This window comes from Nocardia sp. N2S4-5 (genome assembly GCF_044628355.1).
GTDB classification, from domain to species: Bacteria; Actinomycetota; Actinomycetes; order Mycobacteriales; family Mycobacteriaceae; genus Nocardia; species Nocardia wallacei_B.
Genome location: NZ_JBIUPM010000001.1, coordinates 6138884 through 6151542, shown reverse-complemented (window position 1 = coordinate 6151542; position 12659 = coordinate 6138884). Strand labels below are relative to the sequence as shown.

General features: G+C 66.4%; 15 protein-coding genes. All 15 read right to left on the bottom strand.

The features are described 5' to 3' along the window. Positions 1-5 precede the first annotated feature (5 nt). The 15 genes from ACFMRZ_RS28345 to ACFMRZ_RS28275 all read right to left on the bottom strand — a co-directional run bounded on the left by ACFMRZ_RS28345 (position 6) and on the right by ACFMRZ_RS28275 (position 12630). Positions 6-590: a cob(I)yrinic acid a,c-diamide adenosyltransferase gene (locus tag ACFMRZ_RS28345; RefSeq protein WP_280363992.1), complete on the bottom strand. Its 585-nt coding sequence runs from the start codon at positions 588-590 to the stop codon at positions 6-8. Between the two features lie 26 nt (positions 591-616). Continuing rightward, positions 617-1033 (bottom strand): DUF2550 domain-containing protein, encoded by a 417-nt coding sequence (locus ACFMRZ_RS28340; protein WP_280276020.1) that lies wholly within the window; start codon positions 1031-1033, stop codon positions 617-619. A gap of 204 nt (positions 1034-1237) precedes the next feature. After that, positions 1238-1921: an MspA family porin gene (locus tag ACFMRZ_RS28335; RefSeq protein ID WP_400181409.1), complete on the bottom strand. Its 684-nt coding sequence runs from the start codon at positions 1919-1921 to the stop codon at positions 1238-1240. 11 nt (positions 1922-1932) lie between these two features. Then, positions 1933-2592 (bottom strand): MspA family porin, encoded by a 660-nt coding sequence (locus ACFMRZ_RS28330; RefSeq protein ID WP_400181408.1) that lies wholly within the window; start codon positions 2590-2592, stop codon positions 1933-1935. Positions 2593-2888: 296 nt separating this feature from the next. Continuing rightward, positions 2889-3263, bottom strand: coding sequence for a F0F1 ATP synthase subunit epsilon (locus tag ACFMRZ_RS28325; RefSeq protein WP_400181407.1), 375 nt, complete (start codon positions 3261-3263; stop codon positions 2889-2891). 6 nt (positions 3264-3269) lie between these two features. Continuing rightward, positions 3270-4718, bottom strand: coding sequence for a F0F1 ATP synthase subunit beta (gene atpD / locus ACFMRZ_RS28320; RefSeq protein ID WP_280276083.1), 1449 nt, complete (start codon positions 4716-4718; stop codon positions 3270-3272). A gap of 27 nt (positions 4719-4745) precedes the next feature. Then, entirely contained in the window at positions 4746-5711 is a 966-nt protein-coding gene (locus ACFMRZ_RS28315) for a F0F1 ATP synthase subunit gamma (RefSeq protein ID WP_400181406.1), read from the bottom strand. 49 nt (positions 5712-5760) lie between these two features. After that, positions 5761-7398 carry a F0F1 ATP synthase subunit alpha gene (gene atpA, locus ACFMRZ_RS28310; protein WP_400181405.1) on the bottom strand — a complete coding sequence of 546 codons (1638 nt, stop codon included), beginning with the start codon at positions 7396-7398 and terminating at the stop codon, positions 5761-5763. A gap of 58 nt (positions 7399-7456) precedes the next feature. Beyond that, positions 7457-8266 carry a F0F1 ATP synthase subunit delta gene (locus tag ACFMRZ_RS28305; protein ID WP_400181404.1) on the bottom strand — a complete coding sequence of 270 codons (810 nt, stop codon included), beginning with the start codon at positions 8264-8266 and terminating at the stop codon, positions 7457-7459. A gap of 75 nt (positions 8267-8341) precedes the next feature. Further along, the gene (locus ACFMRZ_RS28300; protein WP_280361528.1) at positions 8342-8899 is read right to left on the bottom strand and encodes a F0F1 ATP synthase subunit B; all 558 of its coding nucleotides are present in this window, start codon (positions 8897-8899) and stop codon (positions 8342-8344) included. Positions 8900-8904: 5 nt separating this feature from the next. Further along, positions 8905-9153, bottom strand: coding sequence for an ATP synthase F0 subunit C (locus ACFMRZ_RS28295; RefSeq protein ID WP_040746450.1), 249 nt, complete (start codon positions 9151-9153; stop codon positions 8905-8907). A gap of 73 nt (positions 9154-9226) precedes the next feature. Further along, complete coding sequence (gene atpB / locus ACFMRZ_RS28290) at positions 9227-9952, bottom strand: F0F1 ATP synthase subunit A (RefSeq protein ID WP_280276086.1); 726 nt, start codon at positions 9950-9952, stop codon at positions 9227-9229. Between the two features lie 358 nt (positions 9953-10310). Continuing rightward, a complete protein-coding gene (locus tag ACFMRZ_RS28285) occupies positions 10311-10763 on the bottom strand; it encodes a hypothetical protein (RefSeq protein ID WP_400181403.1) in 453 nt (150 codons plus the stop codon). A 14-nt stretch (positions 10764-10777) separates the two neighbouring features. Next, positions 10778-11953, bottom strand: coding sequence for an MraY family glycosyltransferase (locus ACFMRZ_RS28280; RefSeq protein ID WP_280276077.1), 1176 nt, complete (start codon positions 11951-11953; stop codon positions 10778-10780). 11 nt (positions 11954-11964) lie between these two features. Continuing rightward, positions 11965-12630, bottom strand: a complete 666-nt coding sequence (locus ACFMRZ_RS28275) for an L-threonylcarbamoyladenylate synthase (RefSeq protein ID WP_280276076.1) — start codon at positions 12628-12630, stop codon at positions 11965-11967. Positions 12631-12659 lie beyond the last annotated feature (29 nt).

Sequence of the window (12659 nt, the reverse complement as noted above, 5' to 3'; positions counted from 1 at the left end):
GCCCGCTACTCCGCGTTCTCGTCCGAAACGCCCGGGCGCCACAGCACATCGCCGTCCGGATTGGCCACCCGGCCGAGGATGAACAGCAGATCCGACAGCCGATTCAGGTACTTCGCGGGCAATACCGAGGTGTCGTCGGGATGCGCGGCTACCGCCGACCAAGCAGACCGCTCGGTCCGGCGCGCCACCGTCCGCGCGGTGTGCAGCAGCGCCGCCAGCGGTGTGCCGCCCGGCAGAATGAACGAATTCAGCGGCGCCAGACCATCATTGAACCGATCGCACCAGCGCTCCAGCCGGTCGATGTAGTCCTGGGTGATGCGCAGCGGCGGGTACTTCGGCTCGGCGACCACCGGAGTGGACAGGTCGGCGCCGGCGTCGAAGAGGTCGTTCTGTATCTGCCGCAGTACCCGTTCGATCTCGGGATCGGGTGCGCCGAGCGCGATTGCGACGCCGATCGCGGCGTTGGTCTCGTCACAGTCGGCATAGGCGACCAGCCGCGCGTCGGTCTTGGACACCCGGGAGAAGTCGCTCAGGCCCGTGGTGCCGTCGTCGCCGGTTCGCGTATAGATCCGAGTCAGGTGCACGCTCACACCACAACCCTAGCGTCGGACGACGATCACCTGCGGCGGCGGATTCGCTCCGAGGGACGGGACTCGACCCACGACAGGAAGGCCGCCAACGCCCCGCGGTCCAGCGCCAGCTCGTAACTGCCGTCGCCGTCGGAGACCGCGATGACGATGATGTCGTCGGTCATGATGTCGTATTCGTCGCCGACCGGGCCGCGGCGATCGGTGACCTCGATGCCCAGGCGCCGAATCGTGGCGTCGGCGCCCAGTTTCACGCTCGTCAACTTGAAGAAGACCAAGCGGTCTTCGTCGTAGCGGATCAGACCGTGCCGCCAGCCCTGCCCGCCCTTGGCCGGCAGCACGCGCAGAATCGCGGCCGTCCCGCCGCGGCGCAGCATGACGAATCGGTAGATCGAAACCAGCGCCAGGCCGACGAGCAGCAGCACCAGAATGATCAGAAGCACCATCCCGGTCCGCAATCCAGGTCCGTCCCTTCGCCTTTGCCCCTGTGCTGGTGCGGGTGCCGTGCCATCCCCGAACAAGGTCACCGTTGGGGCGAGTCTACAAACAGTCCCATAACGCAGAGCGCCAGCCTAATCGGGCCGGGTGCCCGGGACGCGTGAACGGCGGATTCCGCGTCCCGGGCGATGCGATTCGGGAGTGTGGGCGGCTCAGCCCATGGTGAACGGCTGGCCCCAGACGGTGAGCATGCTCTCGCCGGCTTCGGTCGAGACATCGGCCATCGTGAACGCCCTCGCCTGGGCATAGCCGCCGCACCCGTTGACGGCGAAGGTCTCGTCGGTCCAGCTGACGCTGGCGTGCGAACCGTCGACCGTGGGGTGCTTCTTGTGAATCTCGTTGCCGTAGTCGTCCGGTTGCTCGATGTCGAGGACATAGCGCGTCACGGCCTGGCCGGGGGCGATGGTGAGGGTTTCGGTGACTCCGATGACCGGTGCCGCCAGCCCCGCGCCACCGGTCTGGGTGCCCTGAGTGTCCGTATCCTCCGAGTTCAGCGACCCGATGTCCACCTGACAGCCGACCACGTAACCCGGATTCAGCTGAATACTCGCCGAATCCGCGCCGGGGCCGGACACATCGGCGACCACCCGGCCCGATGTCCAGACGTTGCGATGGGTCGGCGTCGCGCCCATGGATCCGCTGATCGTCGCCGACTCGTCCACGATCGACAGCGTCACCACGGTGCCGTCGCCCAGGGTGCGGGTGATCGAACCGCCTTGCAGCGGAACGAACGTATCGGCATTCGCGGCGCCGGAGGAACACAATCCCAGCCCGACGGTCACCGCCGCCAGCAGCCCGACCGCCCGGCCACGTCGCAGAGTTCTACTGCGGTACATGCGTTTTCCTTTCAGCCGATGCTGAACGGCTGGCCGTACAGCGTGACTTTGTGATAGTCGGGGCCGATGACCTCGACCACGGCGAAACTGCGTGCCTGCGCATAACCGGCGCAGCCCTGCACATCCATCGGAACGTCTTGGTAATTGAGGAAATACCGGCCCGATTTGGTCATGTCCTTGTTGTTGATCTGCACCCATTTCACCTCGCCGGGGCTGATCGGAAAGGACACGCCGGCGGTGATGGACGGAGTCGAGGACAGCGTCGCGCCGAGCGAGGGACCGAACGATCCGAGCGCCACCTGGCAACCGACGAGATAGCCGACCGTCAACCCGGAGGAGCCGTGTGTCGACGAATCATTGGTGCCCGGCTCGTTCAACGCGCCATTGTTGGGGCCGATCACACCGGGCGGTGTATCGATGTCGACCGTCACATCGCCGCTGACCCAGGCCGTGCGGCCGGCGCCGTTGGCCGCCAGCGACGGTGCCAGCACGGCATGTTCGCCGGAACTGTGAATAACGACCCCCGCCCGCTCGATATGTCCGTCGGACAGCGGCACGAAAGTATCCGCCCGCGCGCCCGGCGACCACAGGCCGAATACCGTCGCGATTGTCGCCGCCGCGGCGGTGATACGCAGGAGCCATCGCGTTCCGTTTACCTGATTCTTGATCATCCACCCCTCGCTCATCGTGACGCTTGCGCCGACCAGACAGTGCTGAGGTAATGCTCGGTACTTCAGGTGAAGCTGAAACCTTCGAAAATGCCGAAAGATCGTCGGCGAGTTCGGTCACGAGTGGACCGGTGCTCGATACTAACCCGGGCCGGGTAATTGATTCGTAGCCGGGCAACTGTGTCGCGAATTCGAATCGGACATCGGCGAAAAGACTTGTGCCGTCCGGAAAATCGGCACAAAAACGACGGCGGCCCCCGGGAATCGTCCCGGGGGCCGCCGTTCGTTCGACGTGCCGGTCAGGCTCGCACGGCCTCCGCCGCCCGCACCTGTCCGCGCGCCACGTTCTGCGCCTGCTCCGACGCGTTCGGGTCGGCGAGCACCGCCCGCGCGGCGTCGATATCCACATCGTCCGCGAATTCCGCCGATTCGGCGAGAATCCGCACGCTCGAGGCCGTCACCGAGAAGAACCCGCCGTGCACGGCGGCGACGATGCGCTCACCCTCGGTGCTGTCGATGATCACGGTGCCGCCCTCGACCAGCTGGCCGAGCAGCGGCTCGTGGCCGTGCAGAATACCGATCTGACCCTCGGTGGTCTCGGCGACGACGAAACTCGCCTGCCCCGACCACAGCCGCCTCTCGATGGCGACCAGATCAACTGACATATCTGCCATGGTGGACTACTTCCCGGCGATCTTCTTCGCGGCCGCCTCGACGTCGTCCAGGCCACCGCAGGAGTTGAACGCCTGCTCCGGCAGGTGGTCGAATTCGCCCTTGCAGACCCGGTCGAAGTCGTCGATGGTCTGCTCCAGCGGCACGACCGAACCCGGCTGACCGGTGAACTTCTCGGCCACGATGAAGTTCTGGCCGAGGAACTTCTCCAGGCGACGGGCGCGGCCGACGAGAACCTTGTCCTCTTCGGACAGTTCGTCCATGCCCAGAATCGCGATGATGTCCTGAAGTTCCTTGTACTTCTGCAGGATTCGCTTCACCTCGTTGGCTACCGCGAAGTGCCGGTCGCCGACGATCGAAGCCTCGAGAATACGAGAGGTCGAGGTCAGCGGGTCGACGGCCGGGTAGATGCCCTTCTGCGAAATCGGGCGCGAGAGCTCGGTGGTCGCGTCCAGGTGGGCGAAGGTGGTGGCCGGCGCCGGGTCGGTGTAGTCGTCGGCGGGCACGTAGATCGCCTGCATCGAGGTGATCGAGCGCCCGCGGGTCGAGGTGATCCGCTCCTGCAGCTGGCCCATCTCGTCGGCCAGGGTCGGCTGGTAACCGACGGCCGAGGGCATGCGGCCCAGCAGGGTCGACACCTCGGAACCGGCCTGGGTGAAACGGAAGATGTTGTCGATGAACAGCAGCACGTCCTGGCCCTGCACATCGCGGAAGTACTCCGCCATGGTCAGCGCGGACAGGGCCACCCGCATACGGGTCCCCGGCGGTTCGTCCATCTGGCCGAAGACGAGCGCGGTGTCCTGCAGGACGCCCATCTCCTCCATTTCCAGGTGCAGGTCGGTGCCCTCACGGGTGCGCTCACCGACGCCCGCGAACACCGAGGTGCCGGAGAATTCGCGCGCGATACGGGTGATCATCTCCTGGATCAGCACGGTCTTGCCGACACCGGCGCCACCGAACAGGCCGATCTTGCCACCCTTCACGTACGGGGTGAGCAGGTCGAGGACCTTGACGCCGGTCTCCAGGATCTCGGTCTTGCCCTCGAGCTGGTCGAACGGCGGCGGCGTGCGGTGAATGCCCCACTGCTCGCCGTCGCGGCCGGTGCCCGGCGCGTCCAGGCAGTCGCCCAGGGCGTTGAACACGTGACCCTTGACGACATCGCCGACGGGTACCGAGATCGGCTTGCCGGTGTCCTGCACGGCCGCGCCGCGGGTCAGGCCGTCGGTCGGCTGCATCGAGATGGTGCGAACGATGTTGTCGCCCAGGTGCTGTGCCACCTCGAGGGTCAGGGTCTTGGCCACCGAGGGCAGCGAGATCTCGGCGTGCAGGGCGTTGTACAGCTCGGGGATGGCGCCACGCGGGAACTCGACGTCCACGACGGGGCCGATGACCCGGGCGACGCGGCCTGTACCAGCGCCGGCCCGGCTCTTGTTTTCTGCAGAAACTGCTGCGGTCATTTGTCTACTTCCTGGGTGGGCTCGGGCTCAGTCGCCAGTGGCTGCCAGCGCGTTCGCGCCGCCGACGATTTCACTGATTTCCTGCGTGATGTTGGCCTGCCGGATCGAGTTCGCCTGGCGGGTCAGGGTATTCACCAGATCCGTGGCGTTGTCGGTGGCGGCCTTCATTGCGGTGCGGCGCGCGGCCGACTCCGAGGCGGCGGCCTCGAGCAATGACGAGTAGATCCGGGTGTTCACGTACTTCGGCAGCAGCGCGCCGAGCAGCGTGTCCGCGTCCGGCTCGAACTCGTACTGCGCGGTGACGTTCGCGTCGGGGCTGTCCGACACGAAATCCTCACCCAGCTCGTAGTTCTCGTCGACGAAGCTCACCTGGATCGGCGCCAGCCGGCGCACCTCCGGAACCTGCGACAGCATCGACACGAAGCGCGTGTAGACGATGTGAATCTCGTCGACGCCCGCGATGGTGCCCGTGCCGTCCACCGTCGGCACCTCCCCCTCGGCGCCGGCCATGAAGGCCTCGACCAGGTGATTGCACGCGGCCGACGCGTCGGTGTAGTGCGGCTGCTGCGAGAACCCGACCCACGACCCGTGCGGGCGGCGGTTGCGGAAGGTGTAGTACGTCAGGCCCTTGGAACCCATCACGTACAGCACCGGCTCTTTGCCCTCGGAGCGCAGCGTCGTGAACAGTTCCTCGGTGCGCTTGAGCACGTTCGAGTTGTAGCCGCCGCACTGGCCGCTGTCGCTGGTGATGACCAGCACCGCGGCCCGGCTCGGGTTAGGCCGCTCGGTCAGCAGCGGATGCGCGAGATTGGTCGAGGCGGCGGCCAACTCGCCGAGCACCTTGGTGATCTCCTCGGCGAACGGCTTCGCGGCGGCGACACGAGCCTGCGCCTTCGTGATGCGCGAAGTGGCGATCAGCTCCTGGGCCTTGGTGATCTTCTTGATCGAATTGACACTACGAATGCGGGAGCGCAGTTCGCGGGTGCTGGCCATGAGTCACACTCCCTTCATTCCGTAGTCGATTGCGGCGCTCACGAGTCGCCTACTTCTCGACGTGCTTGCGGGTGACCGACAGCGACTCGACCTCTTCGTGACCCAGCTCGCCGGCGGCGGCCTCGTTCACGACGCGGCTGCCGTCGGAGGCCAGGAAGCCCTGCTTGAACTTCTCGGTCGCGGCCTTGAACTGATCGGCCGCCTCGCCCTCGATCCGCTTACCGCCCTCGATCGACTTGAACGCGTCGGCGGCGTTGCGGTGCAGGTCCTCCAGCAGCTCGACATTGAAGCGGCGGACGTCGCCCACCGGCACCGAGTCGTAGTAGCCGCCGTCGACCAGGAAGATCGACACGATCTGGTCCTCGACCGAGACCGGGGAGTACTGGTCCTGCTTGAGCAACTCGACCCAGCGGGCACCGCGCTCAAGCTGCGCCAGCGAGGCGGCATCCAGGTCGGAGGCGAAGGCGGAGAACGCCTCCAGCTCGCGGTACTGGGCCAGCTCGAGGCGCAGCGAACCGGCGACCGTCTTCATGCCCTTGGTCTGCGCGGCGCCACCGACACGGGAGACGGAGGTACCGACGTTGATCGCCGGGCGCACACCCTTGTTGAACAGGTCGGACTCGAGGAAGACCTGGCCGTCGGTGATGGAGATGACGTTGGTCGGGATGAATGCCGAGACGTCACCGGCCTTGGTCTCGATGATCGGCAGGCCGGTCATCGAGCCGGCGCCCATCTCGTCGGACAGCTTCGCGCAACGCTCCAGCAGGCGCGAGTGCAGGTAGAACACGTCGCCGGGGTACGCCTCGCGGCCCGGCGGGCGGCGCAGCAGCAGCGAGATGGCGCGGTAGGCCTCGGCCTGCTTGGACAGGTCGTCGAACACGATCAGGACGTGCTTGCCCTGGTACATCCAGTGCTGGCCGATGGCCGAGCCGGTGTAGGGGGCCAGCCACTTGAAGCCCGCGGAGTCCGACGCCGGGGCGGCGACGATGGTGGTGTAGTCCATCGCGCCGTGCGCCTCGAGGGCGGTCTTGACGCCGGCGATGGTCGAACCCTTCTGACCGATGGCGACGTAGATGCAGCGCATCTGCTTGCTGGGATCGCCCGACTCCCAGTTCGCCTTCTGGTTCAGGATGGCGTCGATGCAGACCGCGGTCTTGCCGGTCTTGCGGTCGCCGATGATCAGCTGACGCTGACCGCGGCCGATCGCGGTCAGCGCGTCGATGGCGGTGATGCCGGTGGCCATCGGCTCACCGACCGGCTGACGCTCCAGCACGGTCGCGGCCTGCAGTTCCAGCACGCGGCGTTCGTCGGTCTCGATGTCGCCCAGGCCATCGATCGGCTGACCGAGCGGGTTGACCACGCGGCCGAGGAAGTTGTCGCCGACCGGCACCGAGAGCACGTCACCGGTGCGGCGGACCTGCTGGCCCTCCTCGAGGGTGTCGAACTCACCCAGGATGACCGCGCCGATCGCGTTGTCCTCGAGGTTCAGCGCGACGCCCAGCACGCCGCCCGGGAATTCGAGCAGCTCGTTGGCCATCGCCGACGGCAGGCCACTGACGTGGGCGATACCGTCGCTGGTGTCGGTGACGACACCGATTTCCTCGATGGAGGTCTCGGGGGTGTAGCTCTGGGTGTAGCTCTCGATCGCGCTACGGATCTCATCGGGGGAGATCGTCAGCTCCGCCATGTTCTTCCTGCTCTCGCTGTCTGGTCTGGTATGTCGGGGGTTGCGGTGCTCGGGTGACTCACCCGAGGGACTGGCGCAAGCGCTGCAGTCGGCCGACGGCGCTACCGTCGATCACGTCGTCGCCGATCCGCACGACGACACCGGCCAGCAGGGCCGGGTCGACCTGGACGTGCACCGTGACCGGCTTGTCGTAGATGCGCTGCAGCGAGGCCGCCAGGTGCTCCCGCTGCTGCGGTGTCAGGGCGGTGGCGGCCCGCACGTGCGCGACGATCTGCTTGCGCAGCGACGCCGCCAGGTCGGACAGCTCGTCGAAGACGATGCCGATATCACCGTGCGCGCGACCGACCGCCTGCTCGGCCAGCTGCAGGGTGATGTCCTCGACCTTGCCGGTGAGCAGCCGCTGGAGCAGGCTCCGCTTGTCCGCCGCGGTCTTGCCGCGATCGGCCAGCGCCTGTTCCAGGTTCGGGTTGTCCTCGACGATGCGGCCGAGCCGGAACAGCTCGTCCTCCACCGCGTCGATGCGCCCGCGATCGGCCGCTGCCCGCAGCAGCGCCTCCCGCCCGAGCAGCACCAGGGTGTCGACCAGATCCCGGGTGCGGGACCAGTCCTGAGCGACGGCCGTGGTCAGCACGGCCGTGGTGGCGGCGCTGATCTTCCCGCCGAAAACGCGTTCGGCCAGTTCGGCGCGCGCCGAACTCGACACCGACTTATCCGCGAGCGCCACACGCAGCGAACGCTGGTCGTCGAGTACTGCGACAACGGCGAACAGTTCGGAGCCCGTCGTGGCGGCGACGGAGTCGCTCCCGGTGAGAGCGGCCGAAAGAGCTTCCCGCGCACGGGAACTCGCCTCGCGGCTCGCTGCGTACATGCTTCCCACTTTCACTGTGTTGGGACCCTGCCCGGGCGGGGCCGCCGGCTCGGCCGCCGACCCGCTCGCGCATGGTTACCTTCCGACCCCGATGCCGGCCTTCTCGTCCAGTTCGGTGAGGAACCGGTCGATCGACGCCGCCTGCTTGGCCTCGTCCGACACCGACTGCCCGATGATCTTCTCGGCCAGGTCGACGGCGGTGCTGCCCAGCTCCGACCGCAGCTCGGTCACGATCTGCTGGCGCTGTGCCTCCAGCTGCGCGTGCCCCGACGCCACGATGCGATCCGCCTCGGCCTGCGCCTCGGACCGCAGTTGCGCGAGGATCTGCTGACCCTGGTTGCGCGCCTCTTCACGAATGCGCGCGGCCTCGAGCCGGGCCTCCGCCAGCTGCTGCTGGTACTGCTCCAGCGTCGCCTGCGCCTCGGCCTGCGCGGCCTCGGCCCGGGCGATGCCGCCCTCGATCTTGTTCGACCGTTCGTCGAGCACCTTCGACAGTCGCGGGATCACGTACTTATAGAAGACGAACGCGATGACGGCCACGACGACGAGCGACCATACGATGTCGTACACCTCGGGGAGCAGCGGATTTCTGTCCTCCGGTGCTTCCTCGGCGAGCAAATGGATCCCGTTCATGGCAATCAGAAGATGAAGCCGGCGACGAGACCGATCAGCGCCAGCGCCTCGGTGAACGCGATGCCCAGGAACATGTTGGTCCGGATGGTGCCCTGCAGCTCGGGCTGGCGGGCGATGCCCTCGATCGCCTTACCGACGACGATGCCCACGCCGATACCCGGACCGATGGCGGCCAGACCGTAACCGATAGCGCCGTAGCCCTTGACCCTCTCGGAGGTCTGGGCGAGTTCGGCGGCCACGTAGGAGAGGCTCATGAGATTTTCTTTCCCTTTCTGTTGCCCACCCGCCCGGCGACGGAGTGGGTTCAGTCTTTGTGCGGTTGTGCGGTCAGTGCGAATCCGCGTGCTGAGCCAGACCGATGTACACGGCGGTCAGCAGGGCGAACACGTAAGCCTGCAGGAAGATCACCAGCATCTCGAACAAGGTGAAGGCGAATCCACCGAGCAGCGAGAACGGCGACAGACCCTTCATCCACGCGGCGCCGTCGAACAGGAAGAACTGGGTCGCCGAGAAGAACAACACCAGCATGACGTGTCCGGCCAGCATGTTCGCCATGAGTCGGACGGTCAGCGTGAACGGGCGCAGGATGAAGGTCGAGATGAACTCGATCGGAATCAGCAGCACGTGCATCGCGGGCGGCACATCGGGCACCACGATGCTCGAGCGCATGTACTTCCAGAAGCCGTACTTCTTGATGCCGATGGCGTTGAACGCGATATACGCGATGATGGCCAGCACCAACGGCATACCGATCCGCGCGTTCGACGAGATGTTCAAGAACGGGATGATGCTGGAGAAGTTCAGGAACAGCACCGTGAAGAAGATCGTCGCGATCAGCGGGAAATACTTCCTGCCGGTTTCCTTGCCGAGCACTTCGTCGCAGATCTGCTCCTTGACGAACAGCAGGCCGTACTCCGCGATGTTCTGCAGACCGCGCGGCACGATCTTGGGGCTGCGGAATGCGAGCAACATCACCGCAATCAGAACGGCCGCCATCACGATGCGGATCAGCATCAAACGGTCGAGCTCGAAAGGCGTCCCCTCGAACAGCACAGCTGGAGGGAAGAAATCTGACAGCGAAGGCGCGTGGAACTCGCCCGCCAAAGTGGTGACGCTCAGCGTTCTCTCCCGTGTTCGGGCCGCGGGCCGTGTTTCCACCCGCGGTTCGATCGGACATTGACGATCTTGTGGTCGACTCAGGTCGGCTCGAGTTCGTCAGCAGCTGCGCGGGGTCACCCGCCGTGGCGTCTGTACGTCGGCGACATCGTCGACGGTGCAGAGCCGAACCCCCTCAGGTCCGGCACGGCTGTAAGCATAACCGCCAGGTTTGCGATCTTGTGATCGCCCCTGGGATAGCTGCTTACGGTAAAGAGTTTACCAAGCTATCTACGACAACGTGTAGGGGGTGCGCTCAAACATTTGAACGATCTTGGTCGGCGCGCTCGTCGGGCGTCTCGACCACCGGAACTCGTTGGCGCAGTAGACCGTACGTCTCCGCGCCCAGAACGATCAGCAGAGCGCCCACCACGGTGAGGAACAGGGTGCCGGGACTGTAGAACTCGAACTGCTTCAGCACGGCCACCACGATCATCACGACCAGCAGCTTGCCGACCCAGCTGGCCAGCATGACCATGCCCTGGACGCCGGATTCCAATTTCGCGCTGAACAGCACCAACGCCGCCGTGGTGAGAATGAAGAAGCCGCCGATGGCCGAGCCGATCAGCGCGCCCCACAGGCCGGGCAGCCCGGCGAAAATCGAACCGAGGACGGCCGAGAGCACCACCAGCGCGATCAGACCGGCGATGCCGTAGCGCAGCGCCGCCCGCAGCGGGGCGTCGGGATGGTACTCGGATGCCGTGCTCACGCGGGCCACTCTACCTATTCGGTGTGCGCGCCCCGCCCGCGCGGTATCCAGCGCCGCAATCCGAGCGCCTCACGCAGCGACGGCACCGCCGTCACCACCAATGCGAATACCAGCCCGGCGGCGAACAGCAGCACCACGAGACGGCGATCCATCAAAGACGTACCGACCGCCCCGAATGCCAGCACACCGACCCACAGATAGATGGTCAGCACCACCCGCCGCTGCGAATGTCCGATCTGCAACAACCGGTGATGCAGATGCATTTTGTCCGGAGTGGAGAAACTCACGCCCGCGCGCACCCGGCGCACGATAGCCAGCACCAGGTCCAATACCGGAATGAACATCACCGCGCCCACCAGCAACAGTGGGGAAAGGAGACCGACGAAGTCGCGGGGTCCGTATCCGGTGAGCGGAATTCGACCGGAGGCGCCCGTGGAGATGGCGGCCAGCATGAGGCCGATGAGCATGGAACCGGAGTCGCCCATGAATATGCGAGCCGGCTGGAAATTGTGCGGGAGGAATCCCAGGCAGGCGCCGGCGAGTGCGGCGGCCAGCAGCGCGGGCGGATAGGTACTGACGTCACCGCCCTGCGCGTAGAGCAGTCCCATCGAGAACACGAACACCGCGCCCGCGCAGATCAGGCCCAGTCCGGCGGCCAAGCCGTCCATGCCGTCGACGAAATTCATCGCATTGATCATGGTGACGGTGACGACGACCGTCACCAGTCCGCCCTGCAGCGCGTCGAGCACGACCGTGGTCTGGTTGAACGGGTTGTAGACGACGACCCAGCTCAACCCGATGACGGCCATGACACCGGCCGCCGTGATCTGGCCGACGAATTTGGTGAGGGCGTCCAGGCCCCAGCGATCGTCGACGATGCCCACCAGCACGATGAGCGTGCTGGCGACGAGCACCGCGGGGATATCCGGTGCGAAATCGAAGCCCCGGCGCAGCGCGGGCAACTGGTGCGCGAACAGCACGGCGGCGACCACGCCGATGTACATGCCGACGCCGCCCATGCGCGGCGTCGGCTTCACGTGCACGTCGCGTTCCCGGGGCACCGCCACCGCACCGAAGGCGATCGCCAGCACCCGAATGCCGCCGGTGGACAGCAAGGTCACCACCGCAGACACGAGCAGCACCAGCAGCAGCTCGCGCAGCGGAACCACCGCGCTCTGACTGAATCCCATCTACCAGGCCATCACCGTGCGGCTTCGGATGTCAGCCGGTCCGGCGACACGCCCAGCACCTCGGCCACCTGCGCCGTGGTCACAGCGCCCTCGCGCAGGATCCGCGGAGTGTCGGCGGTGAGGTCGACGATGGTGGACGGGCGGCCGTGCTCGGCCTTCCCGCCGTCGAGGTACACGCCGACCAGTTCGCCCAGCTGATCACGGGCCTCGTCGGCGGTCGTGGCGGGCGGCTGCCCGGAGACGTTGGCACTCGACACCGCCAGCGGCCCCACCTCGCGCAGCAGTTCCAGCGCGATCGGATGCAGCGGCATGCGCAGCATGACCGTCCCGCGCGCGTCACCGAGATCCCACGCCAGCGAGGGCGCCTGCTGCACCACCAGACTCAGCCCGCCGGGCCAGAACGCCCGAATCAGATCCCGCGCCTGCGACTGCACCGAGAACACCAGTCCATCGATGGTGTTCCAGGACCCGACCAGCACCGGCACCGGCATGTCCCGCCCGCGCCGCTTGGCGGCGAGCAGCGCGGCGACGGCCGCGGAATCGAACGCGTCGGCGGCAAGGCCGTACACCGTATCGGTGGGGATCACGGCAAGCCGTCCGGATTTCAGGGTCGTCCGCGCGGCGGTCAGCCCGGCGGCCCGAGAGTCGGGATCGGAGCAGTCGTAGACGGTACTCACGGCGCTGAGTCTATTGAATGTGTCTCACC

Bases quoted from the DNA above. Each gene is read 5' to 3' on its own strand.
- ACFMRZ_RS28325 (WP_400181407.1), bottom strand. From the start codon at position 3,263: ATGGCAGATATGTCAGTTGATCTGGTCGCCATCGAGAGGCGGCTGTGG.
- ACFMRZ_RS28315 (WP_400181406.1), bottom strand. From the start codon at position 5,711: ATGGCCAGCACCCGCGAACTGCGCTCCCGCATTCGTAGTGTCAATTCG.
- ACFMRZ_RS28295 (WP_040746450.1), bottom strand. From the start codon at position 9,153: ATGAGCCTCTCCTACGTGGCCGCCGAACTCGCCCAGACCTCCGAGAGG.
- ACFMRZ_RS28300 (WP_280361528.1), bottom strand. From the start codon at position 8,899: ATGAACGGGATCCATTTGCTCGCCGAGGAAGCACCGGAGGACAGAAAT.
- ACFMRZ_RS28335 (WP_400181409.1), bottom strand. From the start codon at position 1,921: ATGTACCGCAGTAGAACTCTGCGACGTGGCCGGGCGGTCGGGCTGCTG.
- ACFMRZ_RS28330 (WP_400181408.1), bottom strand. From the start codon at position 2,592: ATGATCAAGAATCAGGTAAACGGAACGCGATGGCTCCTGCGTATCACC.
- ACFMRZ_RS28340 (WP_280276020.1), bottom strand. From the start codon at position 1,033: ATGGTGCTTCTGATCATTCTGGTGCTGCTGCTCGTCGGCCTGGCGCTG.
- atpD (WP_280276083.1), bottom strand. From the start codon at position 4,718: ATGACCGCAGCAGTTTCTGCAGAAAACAAGAGCCGGGCCGGCGCTGGT.
- atpA (WP_400181405.1), bottom strand. From the start codon at position 7,398: ATGGCGGAGCTGACGATCTCCCCCGATGAGATCCGTAGCGCGATCGAG.
- ACFMRZ_RS28280 (WP_280276077.1), bottom strand. From the start codon at position 11,953: ATGGGATTCAGTCAGAGCGCGGTGGTTCCGCTGCGCGAGCTGCTGCTG.
- ACFMRZ_RS28305 (WP_400181404.1), bottom strand. From the start codon at position 8,266: ATGTACGCAGCGAGCCGCGAGGCGAGTTCCCGTGCGCGGGAAGCTCTT.